Genomic DNA, 13,370 nt, shown 5'->3' on the forward strand with positions numbered 1-13,370 from the left:
GTCGGGGGCCGCGCGTAGACTGATCGGCACGACCCCCGGATTCTCGAACCGGGGGTGCTCGTGCTGTGCCTGCACTGTGAAGGGAACCCCTGTGCGCCTCTCCGGACTTGCCCGGATCGTCCTGTCCGAACCCGCCCTTGCGGGCGCCTTGGCCGACGCCGGCACCGTCAACGCCTTGGATCTCACCGGTCCCGTCGGGCTCCGTCCCTTCCTGATCGAAGGCCTGGTCCGCGAAGGCCGCACCGTGCTCGCGGTCACCGCGACCGAACGCGAGGCCGAGGATCTGGTCGCCGCGCTCAGCGACCTCATCGAACCGGGCCAGGTGGCCTTCTTCCCGAGCTGGGAGACGCTGCCGCACGAGCGGCTCAGTCCCCGCAGCGACACGGTCGGACGGCGCCTCGCGGTGCTACGCCAGCTCTGCCACCCCGGCGACACCCCGCTCCACGTGGTGGTCACCACGGTGCGCAGCGTCCTGCAACCGCAGGTCAAAGGCCTCGGCGACCTGGAGCCGGTCGCCCTCAGCGTCGGCGACACCATCGAGATCGAAGACGCCGCGCGCCGGCTGATCGACGCCGCCTACTCCCGGGTCGACCTGGTCGAGAAGCGCGGCGAGTTCGCGGTCCGCGGCGGGATCCTGGACGTCTTCCCGCCCACCGAGGAGCACCCGCTCCGCGTCGAATTCTTCGGCGATGACGTCGAGGAGATCCGCAGCTTCTCGGTCGCCGATCAGCGCACCCTCGAGGCAGTCGACCAGCTCTGGGCGCCGCCGTGTCGCGAACTGCTGCTCACCCCCGAGGTCCGGGAGCGGGCTGCGGCGCTCGGTCAGCAGCATCCCGAACTCCGTGAGATCACCGAGAAGCTCGCCCAAGGCATCGCTGCCGAAGGGATGGAGAGCCTGGCGCCCGTGCTGGTCGACGAGATGGAGCTCCTCGTCGACCTGCTACCGATCAACACCCAGGTCCTGGTGCTCGACCCTGAACGCACCCGGAGCCGGGCCCACGACCTGGTAGCCACCAGTGAGGAGTTCCTGGGCGCGAGCTGGGCGGCTGCCGCAACGGGCGGTGCGGCACCGATCGACCTGGGCGCAGCCTCCTACCGCAGCATCGGCGACGTCCGCGAACACACGCTGGCCCGTGGCCTGGCCTGGTGGTCACTGAGCCCCTTCGGCCTCGACGAGGAGGCCACCGCGCTCGCGCCGGAGCCGGGGGCACCGGAGACCCGTGTGGTCGCCGTCCAGCCTGCGGAGAGCTACCGCGGCGACGTCGCGCAGGCGATCCGCGACATCCGCACCTGGAACGACGAGAGCCGCGCCGTCTTCCTGGTCCGGGAGGGCCACGGCTCGGCGGAGCGCTCCTACGAGGTGTTGGGGGAGAACGACCTGCCGGCCCGTCTCGACGAGACGGGGGAGGCGCCCGCGCGAGGTGACGGCATCACGACCGTCACCTGGGGCCGCCTGCTCGGAGGCCTGGTCGGCGAGAAGTTCGCCGTCATCACCGACGACGACCTCACCGGTCAGGCGTCATCGACCCGCGACATGCGCAAGATGCCGGCCCGGCGCCGCAAGCAGATCGACCCGCTCGAGCTCAAGCCTGGCGACTTCGTCGTCCATGAGCAGCACGGGGTCGGCCGGTTCGTCGAGATGAAGCAGCGCGAGGTCGGCGGGGCGATGCGCGAATACCTGGTGCTGGAGTACGGCGCCTCGAAGCGTGGTGCGCCTGCCGACCGGCTCTTCGTGCCTGCCGACACCCTGGACCAGGTGACCCGATACGTGGGTGGCGAACAGCCCAGCCTCGACCGTCTCGGTGGCGGAGACTGGACCAAGCGCAAGAACAAGGCCCGCAAGGCGGTCCGGGAGATCGCGGCCGAGTTGATCAAGCTCTACGCCGCACGTCAGGCGACCCGCGGCCACGCCTTCGGTCCCGACACCGCCTGGCAGCGCGAGCTCGAAGACGCCTTCCCCTTCACCGAGACCCCGGACCAGCTGAGCACGGTCGAAGAGGTCAAGGGCGACATGGAGCGCGTCATCCCGATGGACCGGTTGGTCTGCGGCGACGTCGGCTACGGCAAGACCGAGATCGCCGTCCGCGCTGCCTTCAAGGCGGTCCAGGACGGCAAGCAGGTGGCGGTGTTGGTGCCCACCACGCTGCTGGTCACCCAGCACCACTCCACCTTCGCCGAGCGGATGAGCGGCTTCCCGGTCGTGCTCAAGCAGTTGAGCCGCTTCCAGACCGACAAGGAGGCCAAGGAGGTGATGGCCGGGATGGCCGACGGTTCGGTCGACATCGTGATCGGCACCCACCGGCTCTTCAACGCGGACGTGAAGTTCAAGGACCTCGGACTGATCATCGTCGACGAGGAACAGCGCTTCGGTGTGGAGCACAAGGAGCAGATGAAGCGGCTGCGGACCTCCGTCGACGTGCTCGCCATGTCCGCGACGCCGATCCCGCGCACCCTGGAGATGGCGATCACCGGCATCCGGGAGATGTCGACGATCGCCACCCCGCCAGAGGAGCGGCACCCGGTGCTCACCTACGTCGGAGGCTACGAGGACCGCCAGGTGGTCGCCGCGATCCGTCGTGAGCTGCTCCGTGACGGCCAGGTCTTCTACATCCACAACCGGGTCAACTCGATCGAGAAGGCGGCCGCGAAGCTCAAAGAACTGGTCCCCGAAGCTCGCGTCGCCACCGCACACGGCCAGATGAACGAGAAGCAGCTCGAGCAGGTGATGCTCGACTTCTGGGAGAAGCGCTTCGACGTACTCGTCTGCACCACCCTGGTCGAGTCCGGCCTGGACGTCTCCAACGCGAACACGATGATCATCGAACGGTCCGACTCGCTCGGCCTCTCCCAACTGCACCAGTTGCGTGGCCGGGTCGGTCGGTCGCGGGAGCGGGCCTACGCCTACTTCCTCTACCCGACCGAGAAGCCGCTGACCGAGACGGCGCACGAGCGGCTGGCCACCTTGGCCCAGCACTCCGACCTCGGCGGCGGTATGGCGATCGCGATGAAGGACCTCGAGATCCGTGGCGCCGGAAACCTGCTCGGTGGTGAGCAGTCCGGCCACATCGCCGACGTCGGCTTCGACCTCTACGTCCGCCTGGTCGGCGAGGCGGTGGCTGAGTTCAAGGGCGAGGACGACACCGAGGAGGTCGGCGAGGTCCGGGTCGAGATCCCGATCGACGCCCACCTGCCGCACTCCTACATCCCCACCGAACGGTTGCGCCTGGAGATGTACAAGCGGCTCTCCGAGGTGCGGACCGACGCAGACGTCGTGGCGCTGGCCGAGGAGTTGAAGGACCGTTACGGCAACCCGCCACAGCCGGTCCGTTCGCTGCTCGAGGTGGCTCGGTTCCGGGCGCGGGCCCGTGCCGCCGGCATCACCGAGGTGACGATGGCTGGCCGTAACGTCCGCTTCCACCCCGTCGACCTGCCCGATTCACGCGTCGTGCGGCTCAACCGGCTCTACCCGAAGAGCCTGGTCAAGAACGCGACCTCGTCGGTGCTCGTGCCACGGCCCGCCACCAAGCCGACCCAACCGTTGCGCGACGAGGAGCTGCTGGCCTGGGCACGGGGCGTCATCGACACTGTGATTGATCCTGCCCCGCAGCCTGCTTGAATGAGAGAGTGTGGTCCTGGCCACACTTGACCTTCGAGGAGCAGCGACGTGAACTCACCCCTCCACCTGGCTCGAATCGGTGCCGTTGCGACGGTCGGTCTGCTGGCGTTCTCCGCCTGCGGATCGCAGACCGTCCGTAACGAAGCGCACCCCGGAGCGGCGGTGGTGGTGGGGAAGCAGCAGATCGCGTTGGACGCCGTCGACGACCTGACGCAGCGTTACTGCGACCTGTACCTGAAGGCGAACGGTGACCAGGCCAGCGCGTTGCCGCTGCAGGTGTTGCGTAACGACTCGGTGCAGTTGCTGACCGACGCCGAGGTGGCGCGACAGTACGCGGCGGCGGAGGAGCTCGATGTCCAGGGCGTGCGGTCCTGGCTGATGCAGCAGTCGGACGACGCGGCGGCGCAGTACGGGTTGTCCGGCCGTGAGTTGAAGGACTTCGCGCAGATCAGTGCCCGGGTCGATACCCAGGCGGTCTACCTGGCCGCGGGCGGGCAGAACGGCCCGGTTGTCGACCAGGCCGCCGCACAGCAGGCGCTCGCTGTCGGACAGCGGAAGGTGCAGCAGTGGGCCGACGGTCTGGAGATCGAGCGCGATCCACGGTTCGCGCCGGCCACCGCCGAGGGGTACCACTTCAATGCGGGTTCGCTGGCTGAGCCGGTGAGCCAGATCGCGAAGGCGATCGAGGCCTACAACGGCACCGAGCAGCCCGACTCTGCCTATGTGGACGCGCTCCCCGCGGCGCAGAAGTGCGCGCCGACCGCCTGAAGCGCATTGGGTGGTCCACGGAGGAGTTCGGCCCTGAGGCATGCTTGAGAGGTGGACGAGAACGAGCCGCTGCCCGAACTGATCGCGATGATGCGACGGCTCCGCCGCGAGTGTCTCTGGAAGGCGGAGCAGACCCACGAGTCGCTGGTGCCGTATCTGCACGAGGAGGCCGCGGAGGTCGCGGAGGCGATCGAGGAGCGGGACCCGGCGCACCTGTGCGAGGAGTTGGGCGACCTACTGCTGCAGGTGGTCTTCCACGCGGCGATCGCCGAGGAGCGCGGCGAGTTCACCATGGACGACGTCGCCGCTGGGATCACCGCGAAGCTGCGCCGTCGCAACCCGCATGTCTTCGACCCCGCCTCGCTCGGCCGGAGCCCCGACGACCCGCCCCTGAGCGCCGACGAGATCAACGAGATCTGGCAGGCCGTCAAACGCGCCGAACGCTCCTGACGCCGCCCCCGCCTCCGCCCCCTGTAAGTCCCCTCCGCCCGAGATAGTCCCCCCGAGATAGTCCCTGACAGTAAGCCCCTGAAATCGGCGATTTCAGGGGCTTTTCGTTCGGCAGCGATCGTCGAACGGCATGAACTCTCGACTTCGCCGGACGCCGTCGCCCCACCTGCGGCAACTCGCGACTTGCTGCCATCAGAGCAACGCTGACGAACGTTAAGCCCCCAAAAGCGGTGCATTTGGGGGCTTAACGTCAGGGTCTATCGGTCAGCGGACGCGGAAAGTGAGGGTCCGGCTGGTGCTGGGCGCGGCGAAGGCCGACCCGGTGAAGGTGGCCCGGAGCTTCAGCTTGCCGCGCTTGTTCGCCTTGATCTTCAAGGTGGCGGTGCCGTTTGACTTCAGCGTTGCGGTGCCGAGGGTGCGGCCCTTGGAGAGCACCTTCACCTTGCCGCTGAGCTGCGCTGCCTGAGCCGCGGTCACCTTGACCTTGACGACCACCCGGTGGCCCTTGCGGACTGTGCGCTTCTTCGCCTTCACGGTGGCGCTGGTGCGCAGCTCCTTCGCGAACACCTTGCTGGCAGTGCCCAAGCGGAACAGTTGCGTCTCGCCGGTGGCGTCCTTGAGGCCGTCGTTGTCCGTGACCGCGAAGACCTGGCCGGAGCCGCTGATCGTGAACCCCTCCACCTTCTCCTGGGTCCACCCGGCGTCGGAACGCAGGTAGGGCAGCAGGTCGACGGCGAGCCGTTTGCGCACCGGCCTGGCCGGCAGCACGGAACCGACCGTGGACTTGGACGCGGCGGCAAGGTCGACGGTGTAGATCCGCTTCACCTTGGCGCGCGGACCGTTGAGCTTGTCCCGCTCGATCACGCTGACGACGTCAGCACTGAGAGCGGTGATCTCCGATAGGCCGATCCAATCGCCCTCGACCATCGTCTTCTCGAGCGAGTAGGCGAACCAGGACCAGGTGCCGGTGCTGACCTGGTAGCGGCCGATCCGGACGAAGTTCTCGTCGGCCGCCTCGCGCTGCAGGGTCACGAAGACGGTCTCCTGCGATCCGGTGCCCCAGGAGCTGACGCCTTCCAGGCCCTGCTTGCCCAGGCCGGCGGTGATCTCGGCAGGAAGTTCGACGGTCTGCTGGATCTTCCCCGCAGCATCGGTGCGAACCAGCTTGTTCTCCGGCCCGGACGCACCCTCCAGTGCCAGCCAGAAGCCTCCGCCCTTGCGGGCGTGCAGGCCTTCGATGTCGATCTTCGGCTTCGCGCCCTCCGCGTCGGTCACCTCGATCACCTTGTCGATCACCGCGGGGGTGCGGGCGGTGTTGATCGAGTAGATCCGACCGGTTGCGTAGGCGGAGTCGCTGGCCGAGTAGATCCGGGACCCCGACTTCGGGTCGGCGCTGAGTGCGCTCAGCGCACCCCACCCGATCGGCTGCCCCTCGACGTCGGCAGACGCGACCGACGGGAACGCCGGCTGACCCTTGCCGAGCTGATAGAGGCCGACCGATGCCCGCACGTTGATGGCAGCGTCGTCGGTCTCGGAGGCGACCACGAGCAGGTTGCGCTGAGGCACCGGCAGCAGGCCTTCGGGGCCGTTGGTGGTGGGCAGGATCTGCTCGAACCTGGGGGATCGGGGGTTGCTCATGTCATACACAGCGACGAAGTTGGACCGCTCGGAGCCGACGAAGGCGCGCGGCTTTCCACCGATCTCGGCGAACGCGAGGCCTTCGGGTTCGGAACCCTTCTTGGCGGCGCGGTCGTTGTTGTGCAGGCCGTGTCGGGTGGCGATCTTCTCGAACGAGTTGCCGGCGTCCCAGACGACGGCTCCGGTCGAGGCGTCGAAGACGGTCCAGCCGCGGGTGCCGCCCTTCCAGTCGCCCTCGTTGGCGGTGGCGACCAGACCGTCGCCCACCCACTGGACGGCGTCGGGCTCGCGGGGAAGGTCCAGCGAACCGGTCGGATCGAAGAGCCCGTCCTTCTTCGTGTCGACGCCGGTGACCTGTGCGTTTCCGGCGCTGAACACCTTGGTGATCTGCTTGCTGGGCAGGTCGATCACCACGACGCCGTTGTTCTCCTGCAACGTCAGCACCAACTGGTTGTCACCGTTGATGTCGACGTACTCGGGCTCCGGGTCGGTGGGCGACTCGATCCCTGCGGCGAGGAAGGACGGGAGCGCACTGCCGTCGGTGTTGGTCAGCGCGATCGGTGACGGCGTCCACGCGGCAGGGGCGCCAGTGAGCGCGACGACCTGCACGAAGCCAGCCGGCGCCTGCGGCAGGTCGCCTTCGTTCCCTCCGGCGGGGGTGGCCTCTTCGTCGCGCTGGTTCTCCATGGCGATCGCCGCGTACCCGCCGTCGGGGCTGATCGCGATCGAGTCCGGCTGCCCGGCGAGGTCGATGCTGCGCAGGTGGGCTCGGTTGCTGGCGAGGTCGAAGACGTCGAGGCGGCCGCTCGGGTTGGCGAAGTCACCGGCCGTGGTGTCGACGACGACGAGCAGGTAGTTCCCGGCGACGGCGACCGAGGTCGGCTGGTCGTCGGCGTGGCCGGTCTGGGTCAGGTCGATACTGCCGAGGCCGCGGGGCTTGGCCGGGTTGGTGATGTCCAGGAAGCCGGCACGCTTGCCGAGTGCGTCGGTGTAGATCACGGTCTTGCCGTCCTCGGTGACCGTGGAGATCTCGGCGACCGTGGCGGCTGCGGGGTCGACGCCGTCCGGCACGTTCTGGAAGACCGGGTAGGTGGCTACCCGGTGGAAGGAGTGGGCGGTCGCTGCGGACGCCGACGTGGCCGGGGCGGCGCTCCCGGCTCCGGATCCGACCGCGAGGGTCGAGAGGGTGAGTGCTGCGGCTACCGCCGCTGCGGCGCCGACGCGTCGCTTCTGCATGAACATGCCTTTCGCCAGGGAACCCGAGAGCTACTTCGGGCACGATGGCGGCGCGGGTGGATCGGGCGGCGGCGTCCGGGTGAACTGGAGGTGGCGGTTGGCGAACGGATCAGGGGTCCGGACGGGCCGGCGAGCGCGTCGAACGAACTTGCGGGTTGTTGTCATGAGTCGGACGCTGCCGAACGAAAGGCCCCCAAAAGCGCAGCTTTTGGGGGCCTTTCGTCAGGGACTATCGCGGACTAGCGGACTCGCGGGCTAGCGGTCGAGGCAGACGGCGTAGACGGTGAAGGTGACGCCGCCACCGCTGTTCCAGTACATCGCCGTCCACGCGGTGGGATCGGTGGTGTCGGGGGTGTTCGAGCCGGAGGTCGGGAACGAGTCGTAGACGAAGACGTCCGTCTGGTTCGACGAGCCGTAGTGCCCGCCGCTGACCGCGATGTCGCCGGGGTTGCAGGTAGCCGTGACGTAGGTGCCGCTGCCCGGGGTCGCCCCCGACGCCGAGTTGCTGGCGTAGTAGTAGGTGGGAACGCCCGCGGGGCCGGTCGGGCCCGGCACTCCCGTAGGGCCGGTCGGGCCGGTGATGCCGGCACCGGTCGCGCCGGTCGCGCCGGTGAGGCCGGCGGGGCCCGTAGGTCCGGTGACGCCCTGCAAGCCTGTCTGGCCCTGAGTGCCGGTGATACCGGTGGCGCCCTGGATACCCTGCAAGCCGGTGGGGCCGGCCGGTCCGGTGACACCTTGGATTCCCTGTGGGCCGATGTCTCCGATTTCTCCGGTGGCGCCCGTCGGTCCGGTCGGGCCGGTCGCCCCCGTGACGCCCTGAATGCCCTGGATTCCCTGAGGCCCCTGTGGGCCGGTGTGGCCGGTGGCACCCGTCGGTCCGGTCGCGCCGGTGACGCCCTGGATGCCTTGGATGCCCTGTGGGCCGACGTCGCCGGTGGCACCGGTTGCGCCGATGGCCCCCGTGATTCCGGTGGCTCCCGTCGGTCCGGTCGCGCCCTGGACTCCCTGGGCGCCGGTCGCGCCGACGGCTCCGGTCTCTCCGACGGCGCCGGTCGGGCCCACCGCGCCGGTGGCCCCGGTCGCTCCGGTCGCGCCGCGCTCGGCCTCGACGGACCAGCGGATCACCTGCTCGGAGGCCTTACAACGGCGTGCCTGGTTGGTGGCGCGCATCTTCCTGACCTCGGCGGCGCTCAGGACGCGCAACTTGCCGGTGCCGCGATCGACGCAGGCGATGATCTTCTTGCCGTCGACCTCATAGTCGTCCGGCGCGGCTGAGGCGGGGCTACCCAGCAGCTGGCTCGGGCCGAGCACGGCCGCGAAGGCCAGCGTGGCGAAGGTCGCCGAGAAGGCGCGGTGCGATCTGGTAGGCGTGCTCACTCGTAGCAGACTAGGGCACCGAAAAGTCGTCGGCAGAAGGAAGCGCGGCCTGGTCTGGACCAGTGGAACGCTATTTGTAGCGCGGCGCGTCCACGTTCTTCATGCTCGGGTCGAGGGCCACGCCCTTCTCCAAGAACGGTGCCGCTTCGTCGTTCTTGCCCTGGTGGACGAGCGCGAATCCGAGTCGCATGTAGGTGGGCGCGTGCTCCGGCTGGGCCTCGATCGCCTTGCGGTACAAGGCGATCGCCTTGTCCAGGTCCTTGGTCTCCCACAGGATCGCCCGGTTGTAGAGAGCGGGGCCGTACGCGCCGTCGATCTTCAGTGCGGCGTCATAGCGGGCCGCGGCTGCGGAGTCGTTGCCGTTCTGCTGGGCGATCAGCCCGAGGTTGTACTGGGCGACGGCCTGATCCTCGTCGAGCTCAAGAGCCTGCTCGAAAGCGATGGTGGCGGCATCGGGGTTGCCCGCGCTGAGCGAGCTGACGCCCTGGTCGATCAGCGCGGCGACGGCGGCCTGCTCGGCGTCGCTGGACGGCGCCTGCTTCTCGTCGTCCCCGGAGCATCCCGCCAGGACGGCGATCAGCGCGCAGCTGACGACGGCGCCGCGAACGAGGCGACGGGACTGCGGAGAACGCGAAAGGCCAGGCATGGCGCGGAGTTTAGTGTCCGGCATGCCTGGCCGTCGCGATCGCGTCGAGTCCGCCGACGATCCGGGCGTCAGTCAGCGAGCTTGACGATGGTCAGCTGGATGTCGCGGAAGTTCGCCTGCGCCCTGGATACATAGCGCGGCCGGAAGATCTCGCCAGCGGTCACCGTCGTCACGAAGGTCACCGAGCTGGTGATCGCCGCCGAGGCGTTGGCGGCAGCGGGGAAGGAGAGCTGGCTCCCGGCGTGCGGGGTGTAGTCGGAAGCGGTGTCGACCCACCAGATCGCGGCGTTCGTCGACTCGCTCCGCACTGACAGCGTGACCTGGTAGGTGCCAGCCTCCACGGCGAAGCCGTTGCCCACCGAGGTGATCTCGCCGGTGGCGATCGGCGCGGCGAAGATGACGGTGTTGGCGCCACCCGGGTTGAGGCTGGTGCCGTTCTGGGTGCGTCCGTAGGCGTAGTCCGCGACGCCCGCGGGCCCCTGGGCGCCGGTGGGTCCGGCCGGGCCGGTCGGTCCTGCCGCGCCGGTGGCCCCGCTGTCGGCGGTCGGTCCCTGCGGTCCGGTCACGCCCTGAACGCCCTGAACACCCTGAACACCCTGCGGTCCCGTGACGCCCTGCGCTCCGGTCACACCCTGGACGCCCTGGGGGCCGATAGCACCCGCGGGCCCGGCCGCGCCGGTGGCGCCGCGCGGCCCGGCGGGCCCGGTCTTGCCGGGCTTTCCGCTGGCTGCGGCCACGCTCCAGCGCAGGACCCGCTCGTTACCCGTGCAGCGTCGTTTCTCCTGGTTCGCGCGCATCTTCTTGATCTCGGTCCAGGACACCAGGCGGAGCTTGCCGGTGTCGCGGTCGACGCAGGCGACGATGCGGTCCCGGTCGGTCACGTAGTCGGACTTGGGCCCAACGGCGGAGGCCGCCGAACCGGCTGCAGGGCTGAGCACCGCGGCGAACGCGAGCGAGGCGAACGCGACCGAGAGCGAGCGATGACGGATGCGGGATACAAGGATCACCCGGTCAGTTAGGGGCGGTCAGCCTTCGGTTGAGGAGTCGCTAGACCGTTCGGGCCGGACGGTCAAGTGAACGGGCCAGTGTCGCAGGGACCAACGTCCCCAGTAGGCGGCCGATGGTCCTGGGGTCTGAACCGGCCCTCGCGCCACACCGGGCCGTACTATCGCGCCATGCCTGGAATCGGCCTCCACATGATCGTCAAGAACGAGGCCCACGTCGTCGAGCGGTCGTTGCGCAGCGTGCTGCCGTTGATCGACTGGTGGGTGGTCAGTGACACCGGCTCCACCGATGGGACACAGGAGATCGTGCGCCGGGTGCTGGGTGACCTGCCCGGTGAGCTGATCGAGCGGCCCTGGGTCTCGTTCGGCCACAATCGTCAACAGGCGTTGGACGCAGCTCGTGCGCTGGCGTCGGCGCCCGGTGACTACGTGCTGTGGATCGACGCCGACGAAGTGCTGACCGACCTTCCCGACAAGCTGCCCGAACTGACTGCCGACGGCTACCACCTGCCGGTCGAGTTCGCCGGCGTCCACTACTCCCGGCTCGGCCTGGTTCGGCTGGACCGACCGTGGACCTGGACCGGCGCGATCCACGAGTACCTGGACCTGCCGGACGCCGTCGTCGGGCAGCTCGACGCGCCGCGCTACTACGTTCGCAAGGAAGGGGCGCGCTCGCTCGACCCCGACACCTACCGCAAGGACGCCGCGGTGATCGAGGCCGAACTGGCGCGGACGCCCGACGACCCGCGGCTCCAGTTCTATCTGGCGCAGTCGTGGCGTGACGCCGGCGACGACGGACGAGCGCTGGCGGCGTATCTGGTGCGCGCCGAGAATCAAGCCGGGTGGATCCAGGAGACCTACTGCGCCCGGTTCGAGGCCGCACTCTGCATGGAACGCCTGGGAAGGGCGCCGGCCGAGATGATCGCGATGCACCTATCGGCGTACGCCCTGGTGCCGAATCGGGCCGAGGCGCTGGTCCAGGCTGCGCGGCTGGAGCGACAACAGGGTAGGTACCCCATCGCCCTCCTCTATGCACGCGAGGCGGCCCGGTTACCGCACCCTGGCAGTGACGCCCTCTTCGTCGATTCCGCCACCTACACCTGGCGCGCGCTCGATGAGTTGGCGGTCAACTGCTGGTGGGCCGGACACAAGGCCGAAGGGGAGGCCGCGGCCCGTCGCGCACTCGCCGTCCACCCTGAGGACGGACGCCTCCAGGCCAACCTCGCCTGGTTCACCGACCACCCCTGATCAGCCGGGTGTCCCACAGCGGCGAGTGCCGCGCTGAACGCGGAGACGGCACCGTTAGGCTTGCTCCGCAAATACCCGCAGGTACGACACCCAGGAGCAACCCCCGATGGCCGCGATCGAAGCTGTAGGCGCCCGCGAGATTCTCGACTCCCGAGGCAACCCCACCGTTGAGGTGGAGGTGCAACTCGAAGACGGCGTCTTCGCCCGTGCCGCTGTGCCCAGCGGTGCCTCCACCGGCGCCTTCGAGGCCGTCGAACTCCGTGACGGTGGTAACCGCTACCTCGGCAAGGGCGTGCGGAACGCCGTCGACGTCGTCCTCGACAAGATCGCCCCGGCGATCATCGGCCTGCAGGCCGACGACCAGCGCCTGGTCGACCAGACCATGCTGGACCTCGACAGCACCCCGAACAAGGCAGACCTGGGCGCTAACGCGATCCTCGGCGTCTCGCTGGCCGTGGCCCGCGCCGCTGCCGACTCCGCTGCGCTCCCGCTCTACCGCTACGTCGGTGGCCCGAACGCACACGTGCTGCCGGTCCCGATGATGAACATCCTCAACGGTGGTGCTCACGCCGACACCAACGTGGACATCCAGGAGTTCATGATCGCGCCGATCGGTGCGCCCACCTTCCGTGAGGCCGTCCGCGTCGGCGTCGAGGTCTACCACTCGCTCAAGGCCGTGCTGAAGAGCCGCGGCCTGGCCACCGCCGTCGGCGACGAAGGTGGTTTCGCGCCTGACCTCGAGTCGAACCGTGCCGCGCTCGACCTGATCGCTGAGGCCGTCGAGAAGGCCGGCTACCAGCTGGGCACCGATGTGGTCCTCGCGCTCGACGTCGCCGCCAGTGAGTTCTGCACCGACGGCTCCTACACCTTCGAGGGCGCTCAGAAGTCGGCCGCCGAGATGATCGCGTACTACAGCGACCTCGTCGACAACTACCCGATCGTGAGCATCGAGGACCCGCTCGACGAGGACGACTGGGATGGCTGGAAGGCGATCACCGACGCTCTCGGCACCAAGACCCAGCTGGTCGGCGACGACCTGTTCGTCACCAACGTCGAGCGGCTGCAGCGCGGCATCGACGGCGGTCAGGCGAACGCCCTGCTGGTGAAGGTGAACCAGATCGGTTCGCTGACCGAGACCCTCGACTCGGTCGACCTCGCGCACCGCAACGGATTCCGGTCGATGATGAGCCACCGTTCGGGCGAGACCGAGGACACCACCATCGCCGACCTCGCGGTGGCCACCAACTGCGGTCAGATCAAGACCGGCGCGCCCGCTCGGTCCGAGCGGGTCGCCAAGTACAACCAGCTGCTCCGCATCGAAGAAGAGCTGGGCGAGGCCGCACGTTACGCCGGCGCCAGCGCCTTCCCGCGGTACAAGCAGGCCTGA

General features: G+C 68.9%; 9 protein-coding genes. 5 read left to right on the top strand and 4 right to left on the bottom strand.

Going from position 1 to position 13,370, the window contains the following annotated elements; translation table 11 throughout:
- The first annotated feature begins 91 nt into the window (after nucleotides 1-91).
- The 3 genes from mfd to ACLM5J_RS13455 are packed head-to-tail and all read left to right on the top strand — an operon-like array spanning nucleotide 92 to nucleotide 4,834.
- Entirely contained in the window at nucleotides 92-3,616 is a 3,525-nt protein-coding gene (gene mfd, locus ACLM5J_RS13445; protein WP_413656935.1) for a transcription-repair coupling factor, read from the top strand.
- Nucleotides 3,617-3,664: 48 nt separating this feature from the next.
- The gene (locus ACLM5J_RS13450) at nucleotides 3,665-4,384 is read left to right on the top strand and encodes a hypothetical protein (protein WP_413656936.1); all 720 of its coding nucleotides are present in this window, start codon (nucleotides 3,665-3,667) and stop codon (nucleotides 4,382-4,384) included.
- A gap of 51 nt (nucleotides 4,385-4,435) precedes the next feature.
- Nucleotides 4,436-4,834 carry a MazG nucleotide pyrophosphohydrolase domain-containing protein gene (locus tag ACLM5J_RS13455; RefSeq protein WP_413656937.1) on the top strand — a complete coding sequence of 133 codons (399 nt, stop codon included), beginning with the start codon at nucleotides 4,436-4,438 and terminating at the stop codon, nucleotides 4,832-4,834.
- Nucleotides 4,835-5,098: 264 nt separating this feature from the next.
- Here the strand turns inward: ACLM5J_RS13455 and ACLM5J_RS13460 are convergent, their stop codons facing one another.
- The 4 genes from ACLM5J_RS13460 to ACLM5J_RS13475 form a co-directional block, all read right to left on the bottom strand.
- On the bottom strand, nucleotides 5,099-7,708 hold the full coding sequence (locus ACLM5J_RS13460; RefSeq protein ID WP_413656938.1) for an esterase-like activity of phytase family protein: 2,610 nt from the start codon (nucleotides 7,706-7,708) through the stop codon (nucleotides 5,099-5,101).
- A 255-nt stretch (nucleotides 7,709-7,963) separates the two neighbouring features.
- A complete protein-coding gene (locus ACLM5J_RS13465; RefSeq protein ID WP_413656939.1) occupies nucleotides 7,964-9,085 on the bottom strand; it encodes a hypothetical protein in 1,122 nt (373 codons plus the stop codon).
- A 70-nt stretch (nucleotides 9,086-9,155) separates the two neighbouring features.
- Nucleotides 9,156-9,731: a tetratricopeptide repeat protein gene (locus tag ACLM5J_RS13470; protein ID WP_413656941.1), complete on the bottom strand. Its 576-nt coding sequence runs from the start codon at nucleotides 9,729-9,731 to the stop codon at nucleotides 9,156-9,158.
- Between the two features lie 68 nt (nucleotides 9,732-9,799).
- A complete protein-coding gene (locus ACLM5J_RS13475) occupies nucleotides 9,800-10,738 on the bottom strand; it encodes a hypothetical protein (RefSeq protein ID WP_413656942.1) in 939 nt (312 codons plus the stop codon).
- A 168-nt stretch (nucleotides 10,739-10,906) separates the two neighbouring features.
- On the opposite strand from ACLM5J_RS13475, the gene ACLM5J_RS13480 reads away from it, so the two are divergent.
- Both ACLM5J_RS13480 and eno read left to right on the top strand, forming a co-directional pair.
- On the top strand, nucleotides 10,907-11,983 hold the full coding sequence (locus ACLM5J_RS13480; protein WP_413656943.1) for a glycosyltransferase: 1,077 nt from the start codon (nucleotides 10,907-10,909) through the stop codon (nucleotides 11,981-11,983).
- Between the two features lie 106 nt (nucleotides 11,984-12,089).
- A complete protein-coding gene (gene eno / locus ACLM5J_RS13485; RefSeq protein ID WP_413656944.1) occupies nucleotides 12,090-13,370 on the top strand; it encodes a phosphopyruvate hydratase in 1,281 nt (426 codons plus the stop codon).

The sequence above is a fragment of the Nocardioides sp. Bht2 genome (assembly GCF_047308515.1).
In the GTDB taxonomy this organism is placed as follows: domain Bacteria; phylum Actinomycetota; class Actinomycetes; order Propionibacteriales; family Nocardioidaceae; genus Nocardioides.

Excerpts from the sequence above, each read along its gene's own strand:
- ACLM5J_RS13460 (WP_413656938.1), bottom strand. The coding sequence starts at position 7,708 with ATGCAGAAGCGACGCGTCGGCGCCGCAGCGGCGGTAGCCGCAGCACTC.
- ACLM5J_RS13470 (WP_413656941.1), bottom strand. The coding sequence starts at position 9,731 with ATGCCTGGCCTTTCGCGTTCTCCGCAGTCCCGTCGCCTCGTTCGCGGC.
- ACLM5J_RS13480 (WP_413656943.1), top strand. The coding sequence starts at position 10,907 with ATGCCTGGAATCGGCCTCCACATGATCGTCAAGAACGAGGCCCACGTC.
- eno (WP_413656944.1), top strand. The coding sequence starts at position 12,090 with ATGGCCGCGATCGAAGCTGTAGGCGCCCGCGAGATTCTCGACTCCCGA.